This is a genomic window from Vibrio sp. 10N.261.51.F11, assembly GCF_041471665.1.
GTDB classification, from domain to species: domain Bacteria; phylum Pseudomonadota; class Gammaproteobacteria; order Enterobacterales; family Vibrionaceae; genus Vibrio; species Vibrio crassostreae_C.
The window spans coordinates 1-18,969 of sequence record NZ_JBFROW010000037.1 but is presented as its reverse complement, the minus strand read 5'-3'; the positions used below and the strand labels follow the sequence as shown (position 1 = coordinate 18,969).

The window sequence follows — 18,969 nt, the reverse complement described above, 5'->3', positions numbered from 1 at the left end:
CCCAAAACCAAATTGGGTGTTTTTGGCGAAATTGTTATTAAAAATAAGATTTTAAAAACCATTCAACGCATTTCACACACGTCATTCATGGTCTTACCACCTTTAAATCCCTTCAAAAATAAACAGCCCCACACCTAACTTTAGCGGTAATGTGACACAGACGGTTAAAGTGCCATGTAAATCGCATCAAAGATGGAATTCGTACGATTATTCCCTAAGATTATAAATAGAGGTGGTTTTTGACGAATTTGTAATAGTTTGACAAAGTTATCCGATGGCTGTTGAAACACAGTGGATGAATTGGCAAATCACACTTCACTGACTTTGCACGTTTATCTATTCAAACTTCACCCATCCCTCCTTCTGCTCAAATGGTTCAAATACACGGAAAGGATCACCATCGAGCAATTTAGATAATCAATTTACCTTGGTTACCTTAGTTGTATTATTAAAGAGAAAGGAAACTCAATATGAAATACAAGTTAAGCTCCGTATTTTTGTTAGTAGCAGCAGCCAGCGGTAATGCTAACGCTGGAGAATGTGGCAGCGTAACAATCGCAGATATGAACTGGAACTCTGCAACACTGATCGCCAATATCGACCAATTCATCCTTGAACATGGTTATGGGTGTGATGCTGAACTTATCCCTGGCGACACTATGCCAACAGGCACGTCTATGATCGAAAAAGGCCAGCCTGATGTTGCACCTGAACTTTGGAGCAACAGCTTAAAAGACGCATTAGATAAAGGTGTTGAAGAAAAACGTCTTCGCTACGCAGGTAAAGCACTTGTGAACGGCGGCGAAGAAGGCTTTTGGGTTCCAACTTACCTAGTAAAACAGTACCCTGAAATGGCAACCATCGAAGGCGTACGCAAAAACGCAAGCTTATTTAAACACCCTGAAGACCCAGATACATCTGCATTCTACAGCTGCCCTGCAGGCTGGAACTGTCAGATCAGCGCCGGAAACTTGTTTAATGCTCTTGAGCTAGAAAACAGCGGTTTCACGATTGTTGATCCAGGCTCGAGTGCCGGCTTATCTGGCTCTATCGCAAAAGCTTATGAACGTGAAGAAGCTTGGTTTGGTTACTACTGGGCACCGACCGCTGTTCTAGGTAAATACGACATGGTTAAAGTCGACTTTGGCAGTGGCGTTAATGAGGAAGAGTTCCTTAACTGTACCACCAAAGAAGATTGTGAATCGCCAAAAGCAACCATGTACCCGCCTTCACCTGTCCACACGATTACCACTGAAAGTTTTGCGTCACGTGCTCCTGAAGCGTACGACTACTTTACTAAACGTGGTTTCACAAACGACAAAATGAACTCGCTACTTGCTTGGATGGAAGACAACCAAGCTGATGGCGAAGAAGCGAGTCTGCATTTCTTAAGTGAATTCCCAGAAGTATGGCACCCATGGGTTTCTGAAGAAGTGGCTAAGAAAGTTGAAGCTCAGCTGTAAGAGCTTGATTTAATAACAAGTAATTACGCTTCAACAATAAAACAGAAATAACGTCGCTATACTTGATGTTATTCATGATTCGGAGCCCTTTTCATTAGCGATTTTCTTATCGCATGGACAAGTGGCTCCGAACTATAAGGATATAAAATGGCTGACAGCAATTGGTTATCAAGCTTTCCAGAGATGGAACGCGGTGATTTACGAACCATAAAAAAGACGCTAGATGGCGCATACCGTGAATTTTCCCGTGAATACGGCGAAATGATTGAATCTCTCTTTGACCCTCTTCTTTCATTCCTCGTTTGGTTTGAAAAACTCCTTATCTCAACACCTTGGATTATAGTCCTGGCTGTGTGTACCAGCCTTGTCTACGCAGCAAGCCGTTCTTGGAAACTGGCTCTAGGCTGTGTTGCTTCTCTACTTCTCATTGGTTACTTTGGAATGTGGGAAGACACCATGCGGACGCTCAGTATCATCACTGTATGTACCTTGGTTTCAATATTCTTGGGCATTCCGATTGGTATTGCGATGGCTCGTTCAAATCGAGCTCAGTCAATTGTTACGCCGATGCTCGATATCATGCAAACCATGCCTGCGTTCGTTTATTTGATTCCAGTGGTAATGCTACTGGGCATCGGTAAGATTCCAGGGCTAATCGCCGTGGTTATCTACGCGATCCCACCTGTAATTCGTCTAACTAACCTAGGCATACGCTTAGTTGATAAAGAAGTCCTTGAAGCCGCTACCGCTTTCGGTGCGAGCAAAAAGCAACGCTTATGGGGTGTTCAACTTCCTCTAGCAATGCCAACGATCATGGCGGGTATTAACCAAACCATCATGATGGCACTGTCTATGGTTGTTATCGCATCCATGATTGGTGTGAAAGGCCTAGGACAACCGGTTCTCAAATCGATTACTAACCAGTACTTCACATTAGGCTTGATGAATGGTTTCGCCATCGTTGCCCTCGCAATCCTTTTTGACCGCGCTTCTCAGGCGTACGCAAGAAGAACTAATGCGCATTTAGGAGGATTCAAGCATGACTAAACCATTGATTGAAATTAGTGGTCTGTACAAGGTGTTTGGACCGAAACCAATGTCTGTTATGAACCGAGTTCAAAACGGCGAACACAAAGATCAGATTCTTGCGGATACGGGTCATACCGTTGGTTTAAAAGAGATCAACCTTGAGATTAACCGTGGTGAAATCTTCGTTATCATGGGGCTTTCTGGCTCGGGTAAATCGACGCTGATTCGCCACTTCAACCGTTTGATTGACCCGACTCAAGGTAAAATCATGGTTGAAGGCATTGATGTGATGAGCCTCAACACTAAACAGCTAGAAGAGTTCCGTCGTCATAAAATGTCGATGGTATTCCAACGCTTTGGCTTAATGCCTCATCGCACTGTGGTTGAAAACGTTGCGTACGGGTTGGAAGTACAAGGCATCAAAAAAGAAGACCGTTTAGCAAAAGCCAACGAATGGTTAGAAACCGTGGGCTTGAAAGGTTACGGCAAGCAATACCCTGCGCAACTTTCAGGTGGTCAGCAACAACGTGTTGGCCTTTCTCGCGCTCTGTGTACTAACGCTGAAATCTTGTTAATGGATGAAGCCTTTTCGGCACTCGACCCTTTGATTCGAAGTGAAATGCAAGATCAGCTTATCGAACTTCAAGAGAAGCTTCATAAGACGATTGTTTTCATCACTCATGATCTGGACGAAGCACTCCGCCTAGGCGATAGAATCGCAATTTTGAAAGACGGCGAGTTAGTACAACAAGGCACACCACATGAGATTCTGTTAAATCCAGCCGATGATTACGTGGAAGCGTTCGTGAAAGACGTAAACCGTGCTCGTGCACTGACCGTTGAAACCGTTATGCAGCCTCCTCTGTATCGAATCACATCAGAAACGATTGAAGGTGCTCTGGCACAGATGAAGATGCTGAAAAACGATTACGCTTATCACGTAACGGATGACGGCTATCAAGGCCTAGTCACACAAGAGAGCCTACAAGACGCAGTTGAAGATTCATCGGTACATGATTTTAGTGATGAGATATACGAAGAAGTCCCTGCCGTCTTACCAGATGCGGTGATTGAAGAAGTGCTACCGGACACTATGTCTTGTGACTACTCTCTTCCAGTTGTTGATGAAGACGGTAATCTAAAAGGTGAACTCGAGAGAAGCGCTGTTGCTGATATCTTCTCAGAAAGTAGCGAGGAAGAAGTAGAAGCCGACCCAAAGCCAAAGATTGATAAAGCTTCGTAGTCCTACTTTTCGTGATTTAAAGCTCGGCTGTTTAAATTATCGCTATTTGCGTTATCGCTATTTAGATTAGCCCAAACTGCTTACCCCGCTCTAAGACCACTGTTGTTAATTCACTGCAGTGGTCTTTTTTATTTGTATCGGGCTCGTTTTCTTCTGAGATCTACCCGCACCTTAGGCTTTATAGGCACCTAAGTTTATATTTCATAAGAGAAAACAAAATAAAATCAGTCCGTTAGGTTTGTCACAAACCCAATAGCAAGATGAGTGAGATGCCAATTAAATGCTCTATTTGTACGGCAACCAGTTGAAATTATTCTAGAAAATGACTAAAACTTAATAGTATTAACAGATATTAAGCTCAATAAAAGGACTTAGTTTGATGAATTCTACTTTAGCGTCAGACGCAGCTACAAATCTAAACTCACAACAAGTGAGCGAGCTTGTCGATGAAAGCGTTCTGGAGCAAATGATTCGCGATACAAGTGCGGACATTATCCCTATCTTGATCGACCATTATGTCGAAGAATCACAAACACGCTTGGTCGCTATAAAAGAGGCAGTCACGCAGAAAGACGCTCAAACACTTGAGTTCGAGGTCCACACTCTCGGCAGCACAGCGCTTTCGTTAGGTAATCGCCCTTTGGGTGAATTAGCTCGAGCTTTAGAAAAGCTATGTTTAGAACAGAGTCATGATGCGGCATTTCGACAAGTTGATGAATTACTAGAGCTCGCAGAGCGTTCAATAAAAGCCTTGCTTGAAAGGAAAGAGGCAGGCTTCAGCTAGCTTTGCATGTTCATTATCGGTATCAGATTAAAAACTCAAAACAGTCGTTATTAATATAGTCGCCATAAGATGGGCTCCATCATGAACAGCAATGCGAGAAGTTATACAGGCCGCTTCTTAAAAGATTGCATGTGGTAGATAACAAATACACAAGACTCGTATTGATGGTTGCATATCACTATGTTATTGATTGGTTAGGATAAAGTTTCAAAAGGAATACACAATGCGCCCTAAGGTATTGTTAGTTGAAGACTCCACCTCACTCGCTGTACTCTACAAGCAGTACGTAAAAGACGAGCCCTATGATATTTTCCACGTCGAAACCGGCGCGGAAGCTAAGACCTTCATTGAAAGGCACTCTCCACAGCTTGTGATTCTCGACCTTAAGCTTCCTGACATGCCAGGCGAAGAAGTCTTAGATTGGATTACTGCTAACGAAATACCGACCGCTGTCATCATCGCGACAGCGCATGGTTCAGTAAACATCGCGGTAGACCTTATCCAACGCGGTGCAGAAGACTTCTTAGAGAAACCCATTCAAGCCGATCGACTCAAGACCTCTGTTAGCTTGCATCTAAAAAGAGCGAAACTCGAAAACCTCGTCGATAACATGCAAAGCAAATTCGATCGTGATCGTTTTCATAATTTCATTGGCTCTTGCCTACCCATGCAGGCGGTTTACAAGATCATTGATTCGGTAGCACCAACCACTGCCAGCGTGTTTATTAACGGCGAAAGTGGTACAGGTAAAGAAGTGTGTGCGGAAGCGATTCACCAAGAGAGTCAGCGTAATGGTAAACCCTTCGTGGCCATTAACTGCGGCGCTATCCCTCGAGACCTAATGGAGAGTGAAATCTTCGGTCACGTTAAAGGTGCGTTTACCGGTGCGACAACCGACCGTAAAGGTGCAGCAATGCAAGCGCATGGCGGTACCCTATTTCTCGATGAGCTTTGTGAAATGGAACTGGAGATGCAGAAGAAGCTCCTCAGATTTTTGCAAACTGGTACGTTTACTCCACTCGGTGGCAACCGCGAGATTAAAGTGGATGTCAGAATTATCTGTGCGACCAACCGCGATCCACTGGTTGAAGTAGAAGAAGGACGTTTTAGAGAAGACCTTTACTATCGTGTTCACGTTGTGCCTATCGAGATGCCACCGCTTCGCGAGCGAGGGAGTGACATTGTCACTCTTTGCAATCATTTCTTGAAGCTGTACGCGAAGCAAGATAAGAAGAAGTTTAAATCAATAGACAAAGAAACGCAGAATCTACTTAAACGTTATGCGTGGCCAGGCAATGTGCGTCAGTTGCAAAACATCATCCGTAACATAGTGGTGTTGAACAATGAAACGAGCGTGACTAAAGACATGTTACCGCCTCCGATTAATAAAGTAGATGCCGCTCCATCATCTAAATCAGTGACACCAATTCGAGTAACTGCGCCTCAACCTGCAGTTGTTGAAGCACCAGAAGCTAAGTTGCCACCGATTACTCCGGAAGAGTTGGAACAATCGTCAGTTGCTCAAGCTCACAACGAGCCGATGACGCCTGCATTTACCACAAGCGAAGGTGCTATTCGTCCAATGTGGCAAATAGAACGTGAAGCCATTCAACATGCCATCAATCATTGCGATGGGAATGTGTTAAACGCTGCTGTGCTGTTAGAACTTAGCCCTTCTACTGTTTATCGTAAGAAACAGGCTTGGGAATCGGAAGATGAGTACAATCAAGCCTAACCAAGGTGTACTCGACATAAACCTTCATGAGATTTGGCTGTTGATCGACAGCCAAACTTTTGGAGGCATAGAAACGCATGTTTTAGAATTAGCACAAGGCCTGATATCGGAAAGCGCTCAGTATTCAGAGGCTGTTCGTATCGTTCTTTTGACTAAGTTTAATCCTGAAGCGATCATCGTTGAAAAGTTGAATGCGCTGAACATCCCTTTTAGTTACCTCTCCGATTTAGCCTCATGTTCTGTAGATTCAAATGGCAATAGCGCGACACAGCTGAAACGTGCAGTTCAACATTATCAACCAAGGCTTATCCATGCTCATGGTTACAAAGCCAGTTTGGTCAGCAAATTAATCAAGCTTCCGCCTCGTTTCAACAACACAAAGCAAATCACCACTTATCACGCAGGTGAAACCCCAACAGGCAAAGTATGGCTTTATGATTGGCTCGACCGTTACAGCAGTTTTCTTTCTGATCAGTCGCTCGTGGTCAGTGAAAAGATTAAAGCGAAAGTGCCGAGTCAAACCCATCAATTGAATAACTTTGTTAAAATGCCAACCGGGTTAACAAGCTCCCCTTCATCAAGCCCATTCCATGTTGGTTTTGTGGGGCGATTGAGCCATGAAAAAGCGCCTGATCGATTTGTTGCATTAGCCAAACAGTTTCCTGATGTTCGGTTTGAGCTTTTTGGTGACGGGCCAGAAATGGACATCTTAGTTAAATCGCAGCCTGATAATGTGACCTTTCATGGGCATCAGACCAATATGGACGACGTCTGGAGCCAAATCGATCTGTTAATCATCCCTTCTCGCTTTGAAGGCTTACCTATGGCGGCATTAGAAGCCATGATTCGTGGCATTCCCGTTCTCGCCACCTCAGTTGGTAACTTGCCTCAACTCATCGAGCATCAAGTTAACGGCTACCTTGCAAATTCAGAAGCTGAGCTAGAACAGTTTTTATCTTTGTGGATGTCATTGACGAACGAGCAACGTAACTCTCTCAAGAGTCATGCGATAGAAACCGTGAAAAACCAATACTCTCCACAAGCCGTTGTCCCGCAGTTGTTGGAAATCTATCAACTCGACCGTTAATTCTAGCCTTAGTCGATAACTGGTTATTTGGGCTTGATGATTTAAGTACTTTAGTCAGTTTTATACTGATTCTCAAAATGACAAAACTCACCTCAAGGCTACGCCCTCACTTAATAATCCAACATTAAATCAGTAAGTTAAATAAAATGCATAACTGGCACTCACTTTGCAATCTTTAACATCAGGCGTAACTACGTCTTAAAAAGATTACGAGCCGAGTCCTAAAGAGTTTATTTGCCAATAGAGGTCACAATGGTCAACCCTGAAGCCAATAGATTGCCAGTCATCATCACGATCAGCACCTTGTGTGTTGGGCTTGGTGTTGTTTGGTACTTTGTGCCTCACCCTGCTGTCATTGTGGCGCTCGCTCTTGTGCCATTGGCCGGGTTATTCGTGTTAAACAAAACATTCTGGTTAGTTCTATTGTTCGTTGTCTTTTCATTTTTCCGAATTCACGAAGCTATACCTCAGCTCTATTCGCTAAAAATACCGCTGATGCTTTCATTAGGCGCTCTGTCGGCTCTTCTATGGCATGCATTAATCAGTAAAGAACTTAAAATCTTCTGGCACCCTTGTTTAAATTGGCTCGCCATATTTTGGGTATTGGTTTTCATTGGTATTATCTTCGCGTCCAATAGGCCAATAGCACTAGCAGAATTCAAGGGCGTTTATTGGAAAATTATAGTGATGACGCTTGCGATTACTTGGCTAGTAAACACCACGGAAAATCTCGCAAAAACCGCGATGACGATTATCTACGCTGGCGCTTTAGTCAGCTCTATTGCCGTGTACAACTCAGTAAATGGTATTGGGCTTGTCGAGGGCTCACGCGTGACTATTGGCCGCGATTTTGGCTCTATGTTAGGTGACCCGAACGACCTAGCACTGGTACTGATGTTCCCACTCGCCTTTACAATAAGCCAAGCCACCACGACTGGCATCTCACGATCCAAACGTTTAATCAGTGCCTTAGTTTGTCTGTTACTGCTCGCCGCCATTATTGCCACTCAAAGCCGTGGCGGATTACTGGGTTGTATTGCGGTGATTGGTATTTTTGCGTGGAAGCTAGTGCGCTCTAAAGTTCTCTTAATCTCAGTGGGAACTGTCGCGGCCGTGGTGCTCTATTTAGTTGCTGGTATCTCAGACAGATCTTCTGGTGGTGCCGCTGAACAAGGTATCGATGAATCTGCAATGGGTCGAATCTATGCTTGGGAAGCAGCAATAAAGATGGCAGTTGAGAATCCACTGACCGGCGTAGGGTTGAACAACTTCTTCTCGAACTACTTCTTTTACAGTTCGCATTGGGACGGACTGAATCACGCCGTTCACAGTACCTGGTTTGGTGTGTTGGCAGAAACAGGCTTTATTGGTCTGATCATTTTTGTCTGCCTTATCGTTGCTTTGATCAAAACCTCTCGCTCTACGCTAACGAGGTTAAAAAACTCGGCCACAGAAATCGCCCCCGAACTCAATGCGGTCGCCTATGCGATCTATGCAGGTCTGATTGGAACAATCGTGTCGGGTACATTTTTGACTCAAGGCTTCAACTGGCCGATTTATATCCTCGCAGCACTCACAGTTTGCGTCTCAAATGTATCTCAAACTGCCTGTCAAAATGAGAAAACCTAAAAGACACATTTTAACCTATTGAAAATATTATATTTATCAGATGGCACAATATATGAAAGTACTTCTATATAACAAAAAAGAGGATTTTCATTATGACGTCAGTATCTATACATCAATTCAAACATTGGCTTAAGTTTCATCCTAATTCTCGAATTAGAAATGTGTTTTTCATTTTGAAAAACATCAGAAGCGCAGAGCTACCTACCCCTAAACTATTTAATCGCTGTCTATATCAAGCGCACAAGCTAGTGGTGAATCTGGTTTCTGGCTTTACGCGATTCTTCTACTGGACTCCGGCTTTCAAAGGTCGTGTGGCTCAATGTGGCAAACGCCTGTATTTGTATGGTGGACTGCCTTTCGTCAGCGGTCCGGTGCAAATTACGATTGGCGACAACTGCCGTATCTCTGGCCACACGACATTCTCTGGTTGTACTCAGCCACTTGAAGGCTTGGAACACCCACTATTGTCGATTGGCAACAACGTCGACATTGGTTGGCAGTCGACTATCGCTGTTGGAGGTAAAGTGGTTATCTCTGACAACGTACGAATCGCAGGCGGCGCTTTTCTATTTGGATACTCTGGACACCCGCTTGATGCAAAACGCCGAGCGCTAGGTGAAGGTGACGACCCTCAGCAAATCGGTGACATCATTCTTGAACCCGATGTATGGCTGGGCACGAATGTAACAGTCAAAGGTGGCGTAACCATCGGCGAAGGTGCCGTAATAGCCGCAGGCAGCGTAGTAACAAAGAATATTCCTGCCTTCGCAATCGCAGGTGGCAACCCAGCTCGAGTTGTCGGTCACATCAAACCCGTTGAAGTGACAGAATCCGATATGTTCGATTCGTTAGAGACTCATGGAGGTGACCATGCGTGATTTAATCGTATTTGGTGAAGACTTTGGTGGCCTACCTTCATCGACTCAACATTTAGTTCGTCACCTTGCTAAGCAACACAAAGTCTTATGGATCAACTCTATTGGCTTAAGACAACCGAAGCTGTCCGCCAAAGATGTTAGCCGAGCGTTCAACAAGTTGTTTGGTAAAACCAAGGCCGTAACTCAAAACATGCTCGACTCTGAGGGACACGACAACATTACTATCGTTAACTTAAAGACAATCCCTGCGCCTGCTTCTAAATTTTCTAGAAAGTTGGCTCAGCAAATGATGTTGCACCAACTAAAACCCGTTATTGCGGAGCTTAATCTAAAAGCGCCTATCCTTTGGACTTCTCTTCCGACCGCTGTTGATCTGTGCGGGCACTTAGGCGAGTCATCTGTGGTTTATTACTGCGGCGATGATTTTAGCGCGCTGGCTGGTGTTGATCATGACACCGTTGCACAGCACGAATCGGAACTGATCGATAAATCGACGCTTATATTCGCGGCTAGCAAAAAGTTGATGGATAAATTTCCAAAGCATAAAGCTCACTTGCTACCACATGGTGTCGACGTAAACCTGTTTTCAACACCCGCACCAAGAGCAAAAGATTTACCAAGCAACCACCGCCCTATTGCTGGTTTTTATGGCAGTCTTTCTAAATGGCTTGATTATGAAATGATTGATCATGTTGCGAATGCGATGCCGGAATGGGACTTTGTTTTCATTGGTCCAAACGAGCTTGATACGCTCATGCTGCCTAAGTTGAGTAACGTTCATTACCTTGGCCCTCGTCCACACCACACACTACCAAGCTATTCTCAACACTGGGATGTGAGCTTGTTGCCGTTTGTTGATAATGAGCAGATCCGAGCGTGTAGCCCACTCAAACTAATGGAATACCTTGCGGCGGGCACACCAATTATCACAACACCGTTCCCTGCTTTGGTTCCATACCAAGAGCACGTGACCACGGTTGGCAGTGCGAACCAAATGATTTGGGCGCTTGATCATGCGCGCCAACTAAGCAATTCACCTATCTCTGTCGTCGAACAAGAGAGCTGGGAGAACCGTGGTAACTTTGTACATTGGATGTTGGAGCTATTATGAATAATCTGAAATTGCGGTTATTAGTCATCATCAATGCGATGTGGCGCCAACGCTACGTTATCGTTCTGCCAATGCTTATTTTGCCCTTTGTAGGTTTTGGTGTGAGCAAGTTGGCTCCAACTAAATATGACGCGCATACCAGTATGTTGATTCAAGAAACGGCCAAGATGAATCCATTCTTGGAAGACATTGCCGTTTCGACGATGCTCAAAGATCGACTTAACGCATTGAGAACACTGCTTCACAGTCGACATGTGCTTTACTCGGTCGCTGATGAACTGCAATTAACCACGCCAGATATGCCTGAAATTGAGAAACAAGAGATCATTACTGACCTGTCTCAACGTCTAACGGTGACTCAACTTGGAAAAGATTTTCTGAAGATAAGTCTAACGTCGAACACACCAAATGGAATGGAACAAACGCTGCGCTCGGTGAGTGAACATTTCATTGAACAGTTGCTCGCGCCGGAACGTTCGTCAATTGAAGACTCAAGTAACTTCTTAAAAATTCATATCGACAAACGGAGTGTGGAACTTGAAGAAGCAGAAGAAGCGCTAGCTGCATACATGAACGAAAACGTCCAGTCGACACCGGAGGTACAGAGCCAAAGTTTGAATCGCTTAGCTTCACTCAAACAAACACTGGCAGAAAAAGAGGCCGAGTTATCGGGTGTCGAAAAAAGTTTAGGGTCAATCGACCAACAACTTTCAAGAACCAACCCTGTGATCGGTAAATTAGAAGACCAGATCATCGACATTCGTAGCGACCTTACCTTGTTACAAGCTAAATACACGGACAAGCACAGTGTTGTGCAAGCTAAAGTGCGTGAGCTAGACAGACTAGAGAATGAACGTAAGAGTTTGCTCGAGGTAACCCAGCCAACGATGAACAGCGACCAGCTTTGGGACATCGCAAGTAGTACGACACTGAACAAACTTTCTGATACCCAACCTCTTCTGGTCACTCAATTACACAGCCTACAGCTGGTTCGTGCTCGCTTTGAGTCTTTAACTGAAGAGACCAAAAGCCTTCGAACTATGATTTTCGAATTAGAACACAAGGCCAATAACTTCGGCGAAAATGCAAAAGAGATGTACCGCCTTAAACGTCAAGTTGAAATCAAACGTCAACTATATGATGAACTGACAGAGCGTTATGAAATGGCTCAACTAACGGGTTCGCTTGGTGTATTCGAGCAAAACAAACGTGTGAAGATTATCGATTTGCCTTTCACACCGAGTGTCAAATCTAACATGCCGACTTTTGTTTTTATTCTGGCTGGATTCGTTGCAGGTATCGGTTTGGGTATTGGTTTAGCGGTATTGTTTGAACTGTTTGATTCTTCAATCAAACGCAAAGACGAAATCGAAGATATCTTGGGTGTCCCTGTGATAACGGTGATCCCTAAAATGAGCTAGTCAGCCTCAAAGCCATTTTTGACTTGCTAGATTCACAGCTTTCTAGTTTCCAAGCTTCGTGCATCCTAGAGCAAAACGCCAACACTCGGTTGGCGTTTTGTTTATTTAGAGCCCCAAGTTCTAATGCTACTTTCGATTTACCCAAGCCCTATGATTCAAACTGCCATTCAATTGTATTTTGTTTTGATTCCCATTTTGAGAAATGAAAACTGCCCTAGAATTAAATAGTCTAAACAACTGAAAAATAACGGTTATTTAATTGGCACAACTCCTGCAATCTCCTTGTGTAGTTAAACGTTTTAAAGAAGTTACTTCAAGAGAAACGTCAGAAAGGCGAAACAACAATTATAAAGGCAGGGTCCAAATTATGAATACGCATTTAACGAAGCATGGCAAAAAGATCATACACGTTGTTCAGCACCTTGCACCGGGTGGATTAGAAACCCTAACTCTGGATTTGCTGCGCCTTGCTAAACCAACAGACCAAGTGTTGATTGTCAGTTTAGAGGGTACTAAACAAGAGTCTATAAACAACTGGCCGAAGCTAGAGCCATACAAAAAGCAAATCGTCTTTTTGGATAAAGCACCAGGCGTACAATTCAATATCATTATTAAGCTAATTAAAGCCTTCAATGCGATTCGCCCTGATGTGGTTCATACCCATCATATTGGCCCACTGTTATACGCTGGTTATGCCGCTCGCGTAACCGGGGTTCCAACTCGAATCCATACCGAACATGACGCTTGGCATCTGAACAACAACAAACGTCGTCGATTACAAGCGCTTGCTTTAAAAGCTGCTCAACCAACGTTAGTTGCCGACGCGACACGTGTTTATAACCAACTACGCACTGCTTTTTCTTATGAGAACATCATTACCATCAAAAATGGCGTTGATTGTGAGAAGTTTAAGCCAATGTCGAAAGAACACGCGAGAGCAAAACTAAACCTGCCGACAGACAAACACATCATCGGTTGTGCAGGTCGACTAGAACATGTCAAAGGCCAAGACCAACTTATTAAAGCACTGACTCTTTTACCTGCAAACATGGTTGTCGCATTGGCTGGCGGCGGTACTAAACGCAATCAACTAGAGCAACTGACTAGCCGCTTGAATCTGAGTGACCGAGTCATCTTTCTTGGCTTAGTTGAAGACATGACCACGTTTTACGGAGCGTTGGATACGTTCTGCCTACCTTCACGCCACGAAGGGCTGCCGCTTTCTACACTTGAAGCTCAAGCATGCAATATTCCAACCGTCGCAATGGACGTTGGTGCCGTCGATGAAACCTTATGTCCAGTCAGCGGCGCCCTCGTCAAAAGCGGCAGCATTGTGGGGTTAGCTAGTGCGCTATTAGAAAAGCAAAATGAACGCTTTTTGTCACCTCGTCGTTACGTACTCGAAAACTTCGACATCATCAAAATGGTTTCGTCTTACAACGATATATCAGAAGGAGCTTACGCATGATTGATTGGTTGCTTGCGGGACTTTGTTTGTTTTCAGGTGCGTTGATTGTCTATCATCACGCAGCCTACCCTTTGTTACTGCGTTGGTATGCGAAAAGCCACCCCGCACGCAAAGTTGAAGAGAGTCATCGTTGCTACAAAGAGGAACAGCAAGATTGCACGTTGCCGACCATCACCGTTCTTGTTCCTGCATTTAACGAAGAACAGTGGATCGCAGACAAGATTCGTAACCTTGCTTCACTCGATTACCCAAAAAAGAAGTTGGAAGTCATTATCGCTTGCGATGGTTGCACTGATAACACAGTCGCCATTGCACAAATGACCATACAAGAAGCGATGTGCAGTGATGTCTATTTTGAGATACATGACCATCAAGTAAACCGAGGTAAAGTCGCGGTTGTTAATGAAGAAGTGACACGTATAACCAGTGATATCACGGCGATGAGTGATGTTTCTGCCCTTATTTCATTGGATGCTTTGCTTATAGCTGCCGCTCATTTTGAAAGTGACAAGGTTGGAGTGGTAAACGCAACGTATCAACTTTGTCCAACAGGCAATGAAGGCGAAAACACGTATTGGCAGTACCAAACCGCGGTTAAAGAGTCTGAGGCTTCGTTAGGTTCTAGCTTGGGTTCTCATGGCGCTTTCTACTTGTTTAGAACACACCTGTTTGAACTGCTTCCACTCAACACTATTAATGATGATTTCATCTTACCGATGCAAATCGTTAAACAAGGTTACATCGCCGAATACGAAACCCAAATGGTTGCATTAGAGCTAGAAGAATCGAACCTAGAAACAGACTTCAAAAGAAGACTTCGTATTTCAGCGGGCAACATGCAACAAGCGATTCGATTATTTGCCTTGTTCAGCCCGAAGTTTAAAGGCATCGCGTTTGCGTTCTTTTCAGGAAAAGGACTTCGCCTACTCACTCCATATTTAATGATTGTGTGCTTAGTGTGCTCAATCTTACTTAGCAACTACTTGGTATTTGAAGCGCTGTTATGGGCTCAAGTTGCCGTTTATACCATTGGCGTCCTTGGCTGCATCTTACCAAAGCGTCTAGTAAACAAACCTATTTCATTAATCTCTTATTTGATAGTTGGACACTACGCCAACTTCATTGGTGGCATTCGTTACCTAATCGGACTAGAAAACTCACCTTGGACACGAGCAAATCATTAAGGACTTATTATGATGAACATCGAACAGCTATCTACCCAAAACCTATACCAATACAAAATCTCACGTGCTAAACGTACTTTCGATTTTGTAAGCTCACTGATTGCTTTGATTTTGCTAGCGCCCGTATTTCCGTTGATTGCGATGGCGATTGCACTCACTTCTCGTGGCCCTATTTTCTACCGTCAATTGCGCGTTGGTAAATCGACACCGGAGAAAATGGAAATCTTTGAGATCATGAAATTCCGTAGCATGTACGAGGATGCAGAAACTCGCTCTGGTGCAGTTTGGGCTACCGCGAATGACCCACGAATCACACCTGTTGGCCGCTTTTTGAGAAAGACACGTCTTGATGAACTGCCACAACTGATCAATGTACTGAAAGGTGAAATGTCTCTAATTGGCCCGCGCCCTGAACGCCCTACTTTTTACACCAAACTAGAGAACGAAATTCCTTACTTTGCCGACCGCACATACGGTGTAATGCCTGGTATTACAGGGCTTGCACAAGTAAATCAAGGTTACGACACCTGTATTGATGATGTACGTCGTAAAGTAGGTTTTGACCACAGTTATGCACTAAGCCTATGTTCGGTTAAGTCTTGGATTGCCGCTGATCTCAGCATCATCTCTAAAACAATCATCGTAATGGTAGATGGTAGAGGTCGCTAAACCAGTATGGTCTAATGTGGATACAAAGCCTGTTTTCTATAAAGCCTTAGGGGGCGATTGGAAAGTCGCTAATGAAACACAGAGTGCCGAATTAGCCCACGTTAACTAGACTCGCTGCTCTCGGTTCTCAGTTGAATGGTGTAATAAGGTTTCTTCCCTATCAATTGACGTAAACATTGGCAATGAATGTATAACGCAGATGTGGCTTGAGTTAGGGATTAGAAATTAAGAGCTGAGAGCTCAGAGTTAAGAATTAAGAGTTAAGACGAGAAAGCTTATATTCATAGAAAACCACAGCACTTTCGTCAGAGGCTTGCTCAACAAAACCTAGCTTTTTAAGTAAGTTGGCAGAGGCTATGTTTGAACGATCGACACCGCCAATCAGTGTTGACCATGACTCCGTTTTTGCGACTTCTGTGATGAAACTCTTCAGTAACTCACTCGCTAAACCCTTGCCCCAAAACTCTTCTGCAAGCAAGTAGCCAATATGAGCATCACTTTCGTCTTCTACATAAGCGAACAGAAAACCAATCAATTGATTATCGTTGGATTTCACTTGAAGTAAGCGGCTCCCCGACAACATTCGATCGAGCCAGATTTCAGCCAGTTCACGTGACACAATACCGTGAAAGTATGGTGGAAGGTTTTCAACGACTGACGGGATTAGAATGCCAGGTACTCGCTCAAGCAGAGCCGAACGTTCAGGAACAGTAAGTTCACCTGCGACTTCTTCTACTTTTAGTCTTTGAGTTTCAAACGAGATCGCCATGTGTCCTGCCTAATTCGATAAAAATGTGGATTATACACCTGAGTTCTCGTGTTGGCTTCGTTTCCAGGCTAAAGCAAACTAAAGAACAGCCACGCCTTCAACTTCAATCACTGAGTTAACATTTGCTCGCTCGATTATCTTGAGTAACGTCGTTTGAACTAATTCATTATCTCGGATTTCGGTTTCACAAGAAAAACGCTCTTCTTGAACACCATCGCCCTCACCCAGCATAAATTGAACCGCGACTTCCGTTGCGAGATCTTTGGTCGTCCCGTAATACGCTAACGTGATTTTTGGGTATCCGTGGTCGCCTTTTTTAACCTGCTTTGCGATACGTTTTTTGGCTTTATCTAAATTCATACAACTTCCTTTTAAGTTTGAAATACAAGGTGACTAGAACACCTTTTTAAACGGTAAGCAATACAATCAGCGTTGGTTATAGAGATTCCCTAGCCTCTTGATACTAATCAAGATGGTACAGTCTTAGCACTTTAAAGAGTGATAGCTAGAACACAGAAAACCTGTTTAAGAAATATAATGACAACATATAAGAACTACGCGCCAAGAAGTGGGAGATGTTTTCGTTGCTGATAAGTTAAGGCTAACTCCAAGCACTGCTTGATTGGTGCCTTGGGAAGTGGTTCAGTCAGTTTCAAGACGATTGCACGATTACCTTGAAATACCAATGTGCCATCGTGCAATTCTCTGAATGTGTCGATTAGCTTCGTTTGGCAGTTAAAGAACAAGTAATAGTTGTTTGGCGATTTTAATTTCCAATCGATTCGAATTGGACTGCCCGTCTTAACGCTGTAACTCGGCTCGCCCCATTTCAGAGACTCTTCGACGTCACCTAAATCCAAATCAGAGCAAAGCTCAAAGATTAATGAACGCAACTCTTCAAGCCGAGCTCGAACATCATCGGGATACTCGTCGAAATGTGTTTTGATTGCTCTGTCCATTCAACCTCCGATTCATTTGTTGTGATATTAAAGTCCAGCTCACTTAAAGCATAGAACCTGAAACATTAGTCCAACTTGAAACGAAAAGTGCCAAGCCTCGTAAATCAATTTTGAGTTATCTGTTCGTTAGCGGTTTGCAAGGCCAACTTTAAACCGTCCGTATCCTTACAACCAATGTAAACATGCTTTCCATTACTTAAGCTTAACTTCAGCGCTGAACCTATCGATGCATTATACAACCAGCCATCGCTCAGCATTCGGATGCCAATACCTTGATACCATTTACTTTGATAGAACGATGTCTCGGTAATGCCTGACACTTCTACATTCTTACGCCAAAAACCAAAGCCGAAATACCAGCTTAGTACATTGTCTTTGACCTCAATGGTCATAGAGAAAAAGAGCAAAGCAATTAAACCATTGATGGCGTGAGCGATTAATGCCCCAGGGTTACTATCAGAGGTAACGACAATGAAAGCACTTATCGCAACGAGGATAAGCAGCAATCCCTTGTTGAATTCCTTACTATAAAACACAGCGACAACTCCTATAGACAACGAACAACCCATTAACTAGCCAACAGCTATCTTACTGCGGCCTTTCTAAATAATCGTAGCAAGTAATGCAGGCATACTCCCACAACCAAACCAAGTAGCATCGCCTTGATACTACCAACCCAAAGTATCAAGCCAGAATAACCTTGTCCCGGACCTAAGCCTTGTTTATTAATCACATCGACGAACATAAATCCGTTCCACAGCACATGCAGTGAGGCTGTAAATCCATGCACACAAATTGCGACGGTTCCAAGTAACTTGTACCTGTTAATGACTGGTGCGCCACAAAAAATGACAACAAGCGCAAAGGTAAAAATCAGAGGGCCAGACAGTACTAAAGTGAGTGTGATTACTTCAACGTGGCTCTCTATGCCATAACTGTATGTACAAAATACCATTGTCATTGAAAACAAAAGCGAAATGAGTGCGAACCATAGTGTTCTATTCATTGGGGTTCCCTGCCTTAATAGTGGGTTTAGGACAAATTCGATAATCGACAGGAAGAACTAATTACCAAAAATACGGCATGAGAAATGACCTTGTTACACGACTATTCGATGGACGACTCAGACTTTCATAAACCCAATGTAACGGAAGACTTAGAACACAAGCTAGGCAATATAGCTTCGGCTATATTGAACCACGAGCATAGACTGAAGACAGGTGCTACGACGGAACAAGTAAGGTAGGCTCTACTCATCAAACGATGAGCAATCCACGTATATCAGCATGAGAACCGACGACATTACTTGCTTCATCTATGTAATAACACTATCCCTTAAATAACAAGAAAGGCTCTATAAATGCGGGAGCAGAAACTTCTACGCTCTTATTGACAGAGGGGGTCATATCGCCCTGTTAAGGTGTGAGCAACGCAACCACGAAACCCAACCATACCACCGTAAACACAAAACCCAACGATGGAATGAAAAATGCCAAGCGTTGGGAATCACTCTTAAATGCTTTGTATGGATAATAAGCAC

The 18,969-nt window shown here is 43.8% G+C and carries 18 protein-coding genes; 13 read left to right on the top strand and 5 right to left on the bottom strand.

Features of this window, described 5'->3' with window-relative positions; all coding sequences use genetic code 11:
• The first annotated feature begins 470 nt into the window (after nucleotides 1–470).
• The 13 genes from AB4351_RS12770 to AB4351_RS12710 all read left to right on the top strand — a co-directional run bounded on the left by AB4351_RS12770 (nucleotide 471) and on the right by AB4351_RS12710 (nucleotide 15,701).
• Entirely contained in the window at nucleotides 471–1,463 is a 993-nt protein-coding gene (locus AB4351_RS12770; RefSeq protein WP_017070853.1) for an ABC transporter substrate-binding protein, read from the top strand.
• Nucleotides 1,464–1,610: 147 nt separating this feature from the next.
• Nucleotides 1,611–2,510, top strand: a complete 900-nt coding sequence (locus AB4351_RS12765; RefSeq protein ID WP_017059591.1) for a proline/glycine betaine ABC transporter permease — start codon at nucleotides 1,611–1,613, stop codon at nucleotides 2,508–2,510.
• On the top strand, nucleotides 2,503–3,735 hold the full coding sequence (locus AB4351_RS12760) for a glycine betaine/L-proline ABC transporter ATP-binding protein (protein ID WP_372126185.1): 1,233 nt from the start codon (nucleotides 2,503–2,505) through the stop codon (nucleotides 3,733–3,735). Before AB4351_RS12765 ends, AB4351_RS12760 begins: the two co-directional genes overlap by 8 nt.
• Before the next feature lie 379 nt (nucleotides 3,736–4,114).
• Nucleotides 4,115–4,519: an Hpt domain-containing protein gene (locus AB4351_RS12755; protein WP_017059589.1), complete on the top strand. Its 405-nt coding sequence runs from the start codon at nucleotides 4,115–4,117 to the stop codon at nucleotides 4,517–4,519.
• A 223-nt stretch (nucleotides 4,520–4,742) separates the two neighbouring features.
• Nucleotides 4,743–6,254 (top strand): sigma-54 dependent transcriptional regulator, encoded by a 1,512-nt coding sequence (locus AB4351_RS12750; protein ID WP_136978470.1) that lies wholly within the window; start codon nucleotides 4,743–4,745, stop codon nucleotides 6,252–6,254.
• Nucleotides 6,235–7,341 (top strand): glycosyltransferase family 4 protein, encoded by a 1,107-nt coding sequence (locus tag AB4351_RS12745; RefSeq protein WP_017063896.1) that lies wholly within the window; start codon nucleotides 6,235–6,237, stop codon nucleotides 7,339–7,341. The genes AB4351_RS12750 and AB4351_RS12745 overlap by 20 nt, the downstream gene beginning before the upstream one ends.
• A 252-nt stretch (nucleotides 7,342–7,593) precedes the next feature.
• Complete coding sequence (locus AB4351_RS12740; protein WP_136982666.1) at nucleotides 7,594–8,970, top strand: O-antigen ligase family protein; 1,377 nt, start codon at nucleotides 7,594–7,596, stop codon at nucleotides 8,968–8,970.
• Between the two features lie 92 nt (nucleotides 8,971–9,062).
• Nucleotides 9,063–9,848 (top strand): DapH/DapD/GlmU-related protein, encoded by a 786-nt coding sequence (locus AB4351_RS12735; protein WP_017068359.1) that lies wholly within the window; start codon nucleotides 9,063–9,065, stop codon nucleotides 9,846–9,848.
• Complete coding sequence (locus AB4351_RS12730; protein WP_372126183.1) at nucleotides 9,841–10,959, top strand: glycosyltransferase; 1,119 nt, start codon at nucleotides 9,841–9,843, stop codon at nucleotides 10,957–10,959. Before AB4351_RS12735 ends, AB4351_RS12730 begins: the two co-directional genes overlap by 8 nt.
• Nucleotides 10,956–12,380, top strand: coding sequence for a GumC family protein (locus AB4351_RS12725; protein WP_372126181.1), 1,425 nt, complete (start codon nucleotides 10,956–10,958; stop codon nucleotides 12,378–12,380). Before AB4351_RS12730 ends, AB4351_RS12725 begins: the two co-directional genes overlap by 4 nt.
• Nucleotides 12,381–12,747: 367 nt before the next feature.
• Nucleotides 12,748–13,848 carry a glycosyltransferase gene (locus AB4351_RS12720; protein ID WP_017070860.1) on the top strand — a complete coding sequence of 367 codons (1,101 nt, stop codon included), beginning with the start codon at nucleotides 12,748–12,750 and terminating at the stop codon, nucleotides 13,846–13,848.
• Nucleotides 13,845–15,032 carry a glycosyltransferase family 2 protein gene (locus AB4351_RS12715; RefSeq protein WP_017059581.1) on the top strand — a complete coding sequence of 396 codons (1,188 nt, stop codon included), beginning with the start codon at nucleotides 13,845–13,847 and terminating at the stop codon, nucleotides 15,030–15,032. The genes AB4351_RS12720 and AB4351_RS12715 overlap by 4 nt, the downstream gene beginning before the upstream one ends.
• Nucleotides 15,033–15,041: 9 nt before the next feature.
• On the top strand, nucleotides 15,042–15,701 hold the full coding sequence (locus AB4351_RS12710; protein ID WP_017063903.1) for a sugar transferase: 660 nt from the start codon (nucleotides 15,042–15,044) through the stop codon (nucleotides 15,699–15,701).
• A gap of 253 nt (nucleotides 15,702–15,954) precedes the next feature.
• Here AB4351_RS12710 and AB4351_RS12705 read toward each other — a convergent pair whose 3' ends face one another.
• From AB4351_RS12705 to AB4351_RS12685, 5 genes are all read right to left on the bottom strand, one after another.
• On the bottom strand, nucleotides 15,955–16,470 hold the full coding sequence (locus tag AB4351_RS12705) for a GNAT family N-acetyltransferase (RefSeq protein WP_372126179.1): 516 nt from the start codon (nucleotides 16,468–16,470) through the stop codon (nucleotides 15,955–15,957).
• A gap of 78 nt (nucleotides 16,471–16,548) precedes the next feature.
• Nucleotides 16,549–16,830 (bottom strand): hypothetical protein, encoded by a 282-nt coding sequence (locus AB4351_RS12700; protein ID WP_017059577.1) that lies wholly within the window; start codon nucleotides 16,828–16,830, stop codon nucleotides 16,549–16,551.
• A gap of 194 nt (nucleotides 16,831–17,024) precedes the next feature.
• A complete protein-coding gene (locus AB4351_RS12695) occupies nucleotides 17,025–17,429 on the bottom strand; it encodes a DUF1801 domain-containing protein (RefSeq protein WP_102393713.1) in 405 nt (134 codons plus the stop codon).
• Nucleotides 17,430–17,533: 104 nt separating this feature from the next.
• Nucleotides 17,534–17,998: a hypothetical protein gene (locus tag AB4351_RS12690; RefSeq protein ID WP_372126176.1), complete on the bottom strand. Its 465-nt coding sequence runs from the start codon at nucleotides 17,996–17,998 to the stop codon at nucleotides 17,534–17,536.
• Nucleotides 17,999–18,012: 14 nt separating this feature from the next.
• Nucleotides 18,013–18,435, bottom strand: a complete 423-nt coding sequence (locus AB4351_RS12685; protein WP_102450162.1) for a hypothetical protein — start codon at nucleotides 18,433–18,435, stop codon at nucleotides 18,013–18,015.
• Between the last annotated feature and the right edge of the window lie 534 nt (nucleotides 18,436–18,969).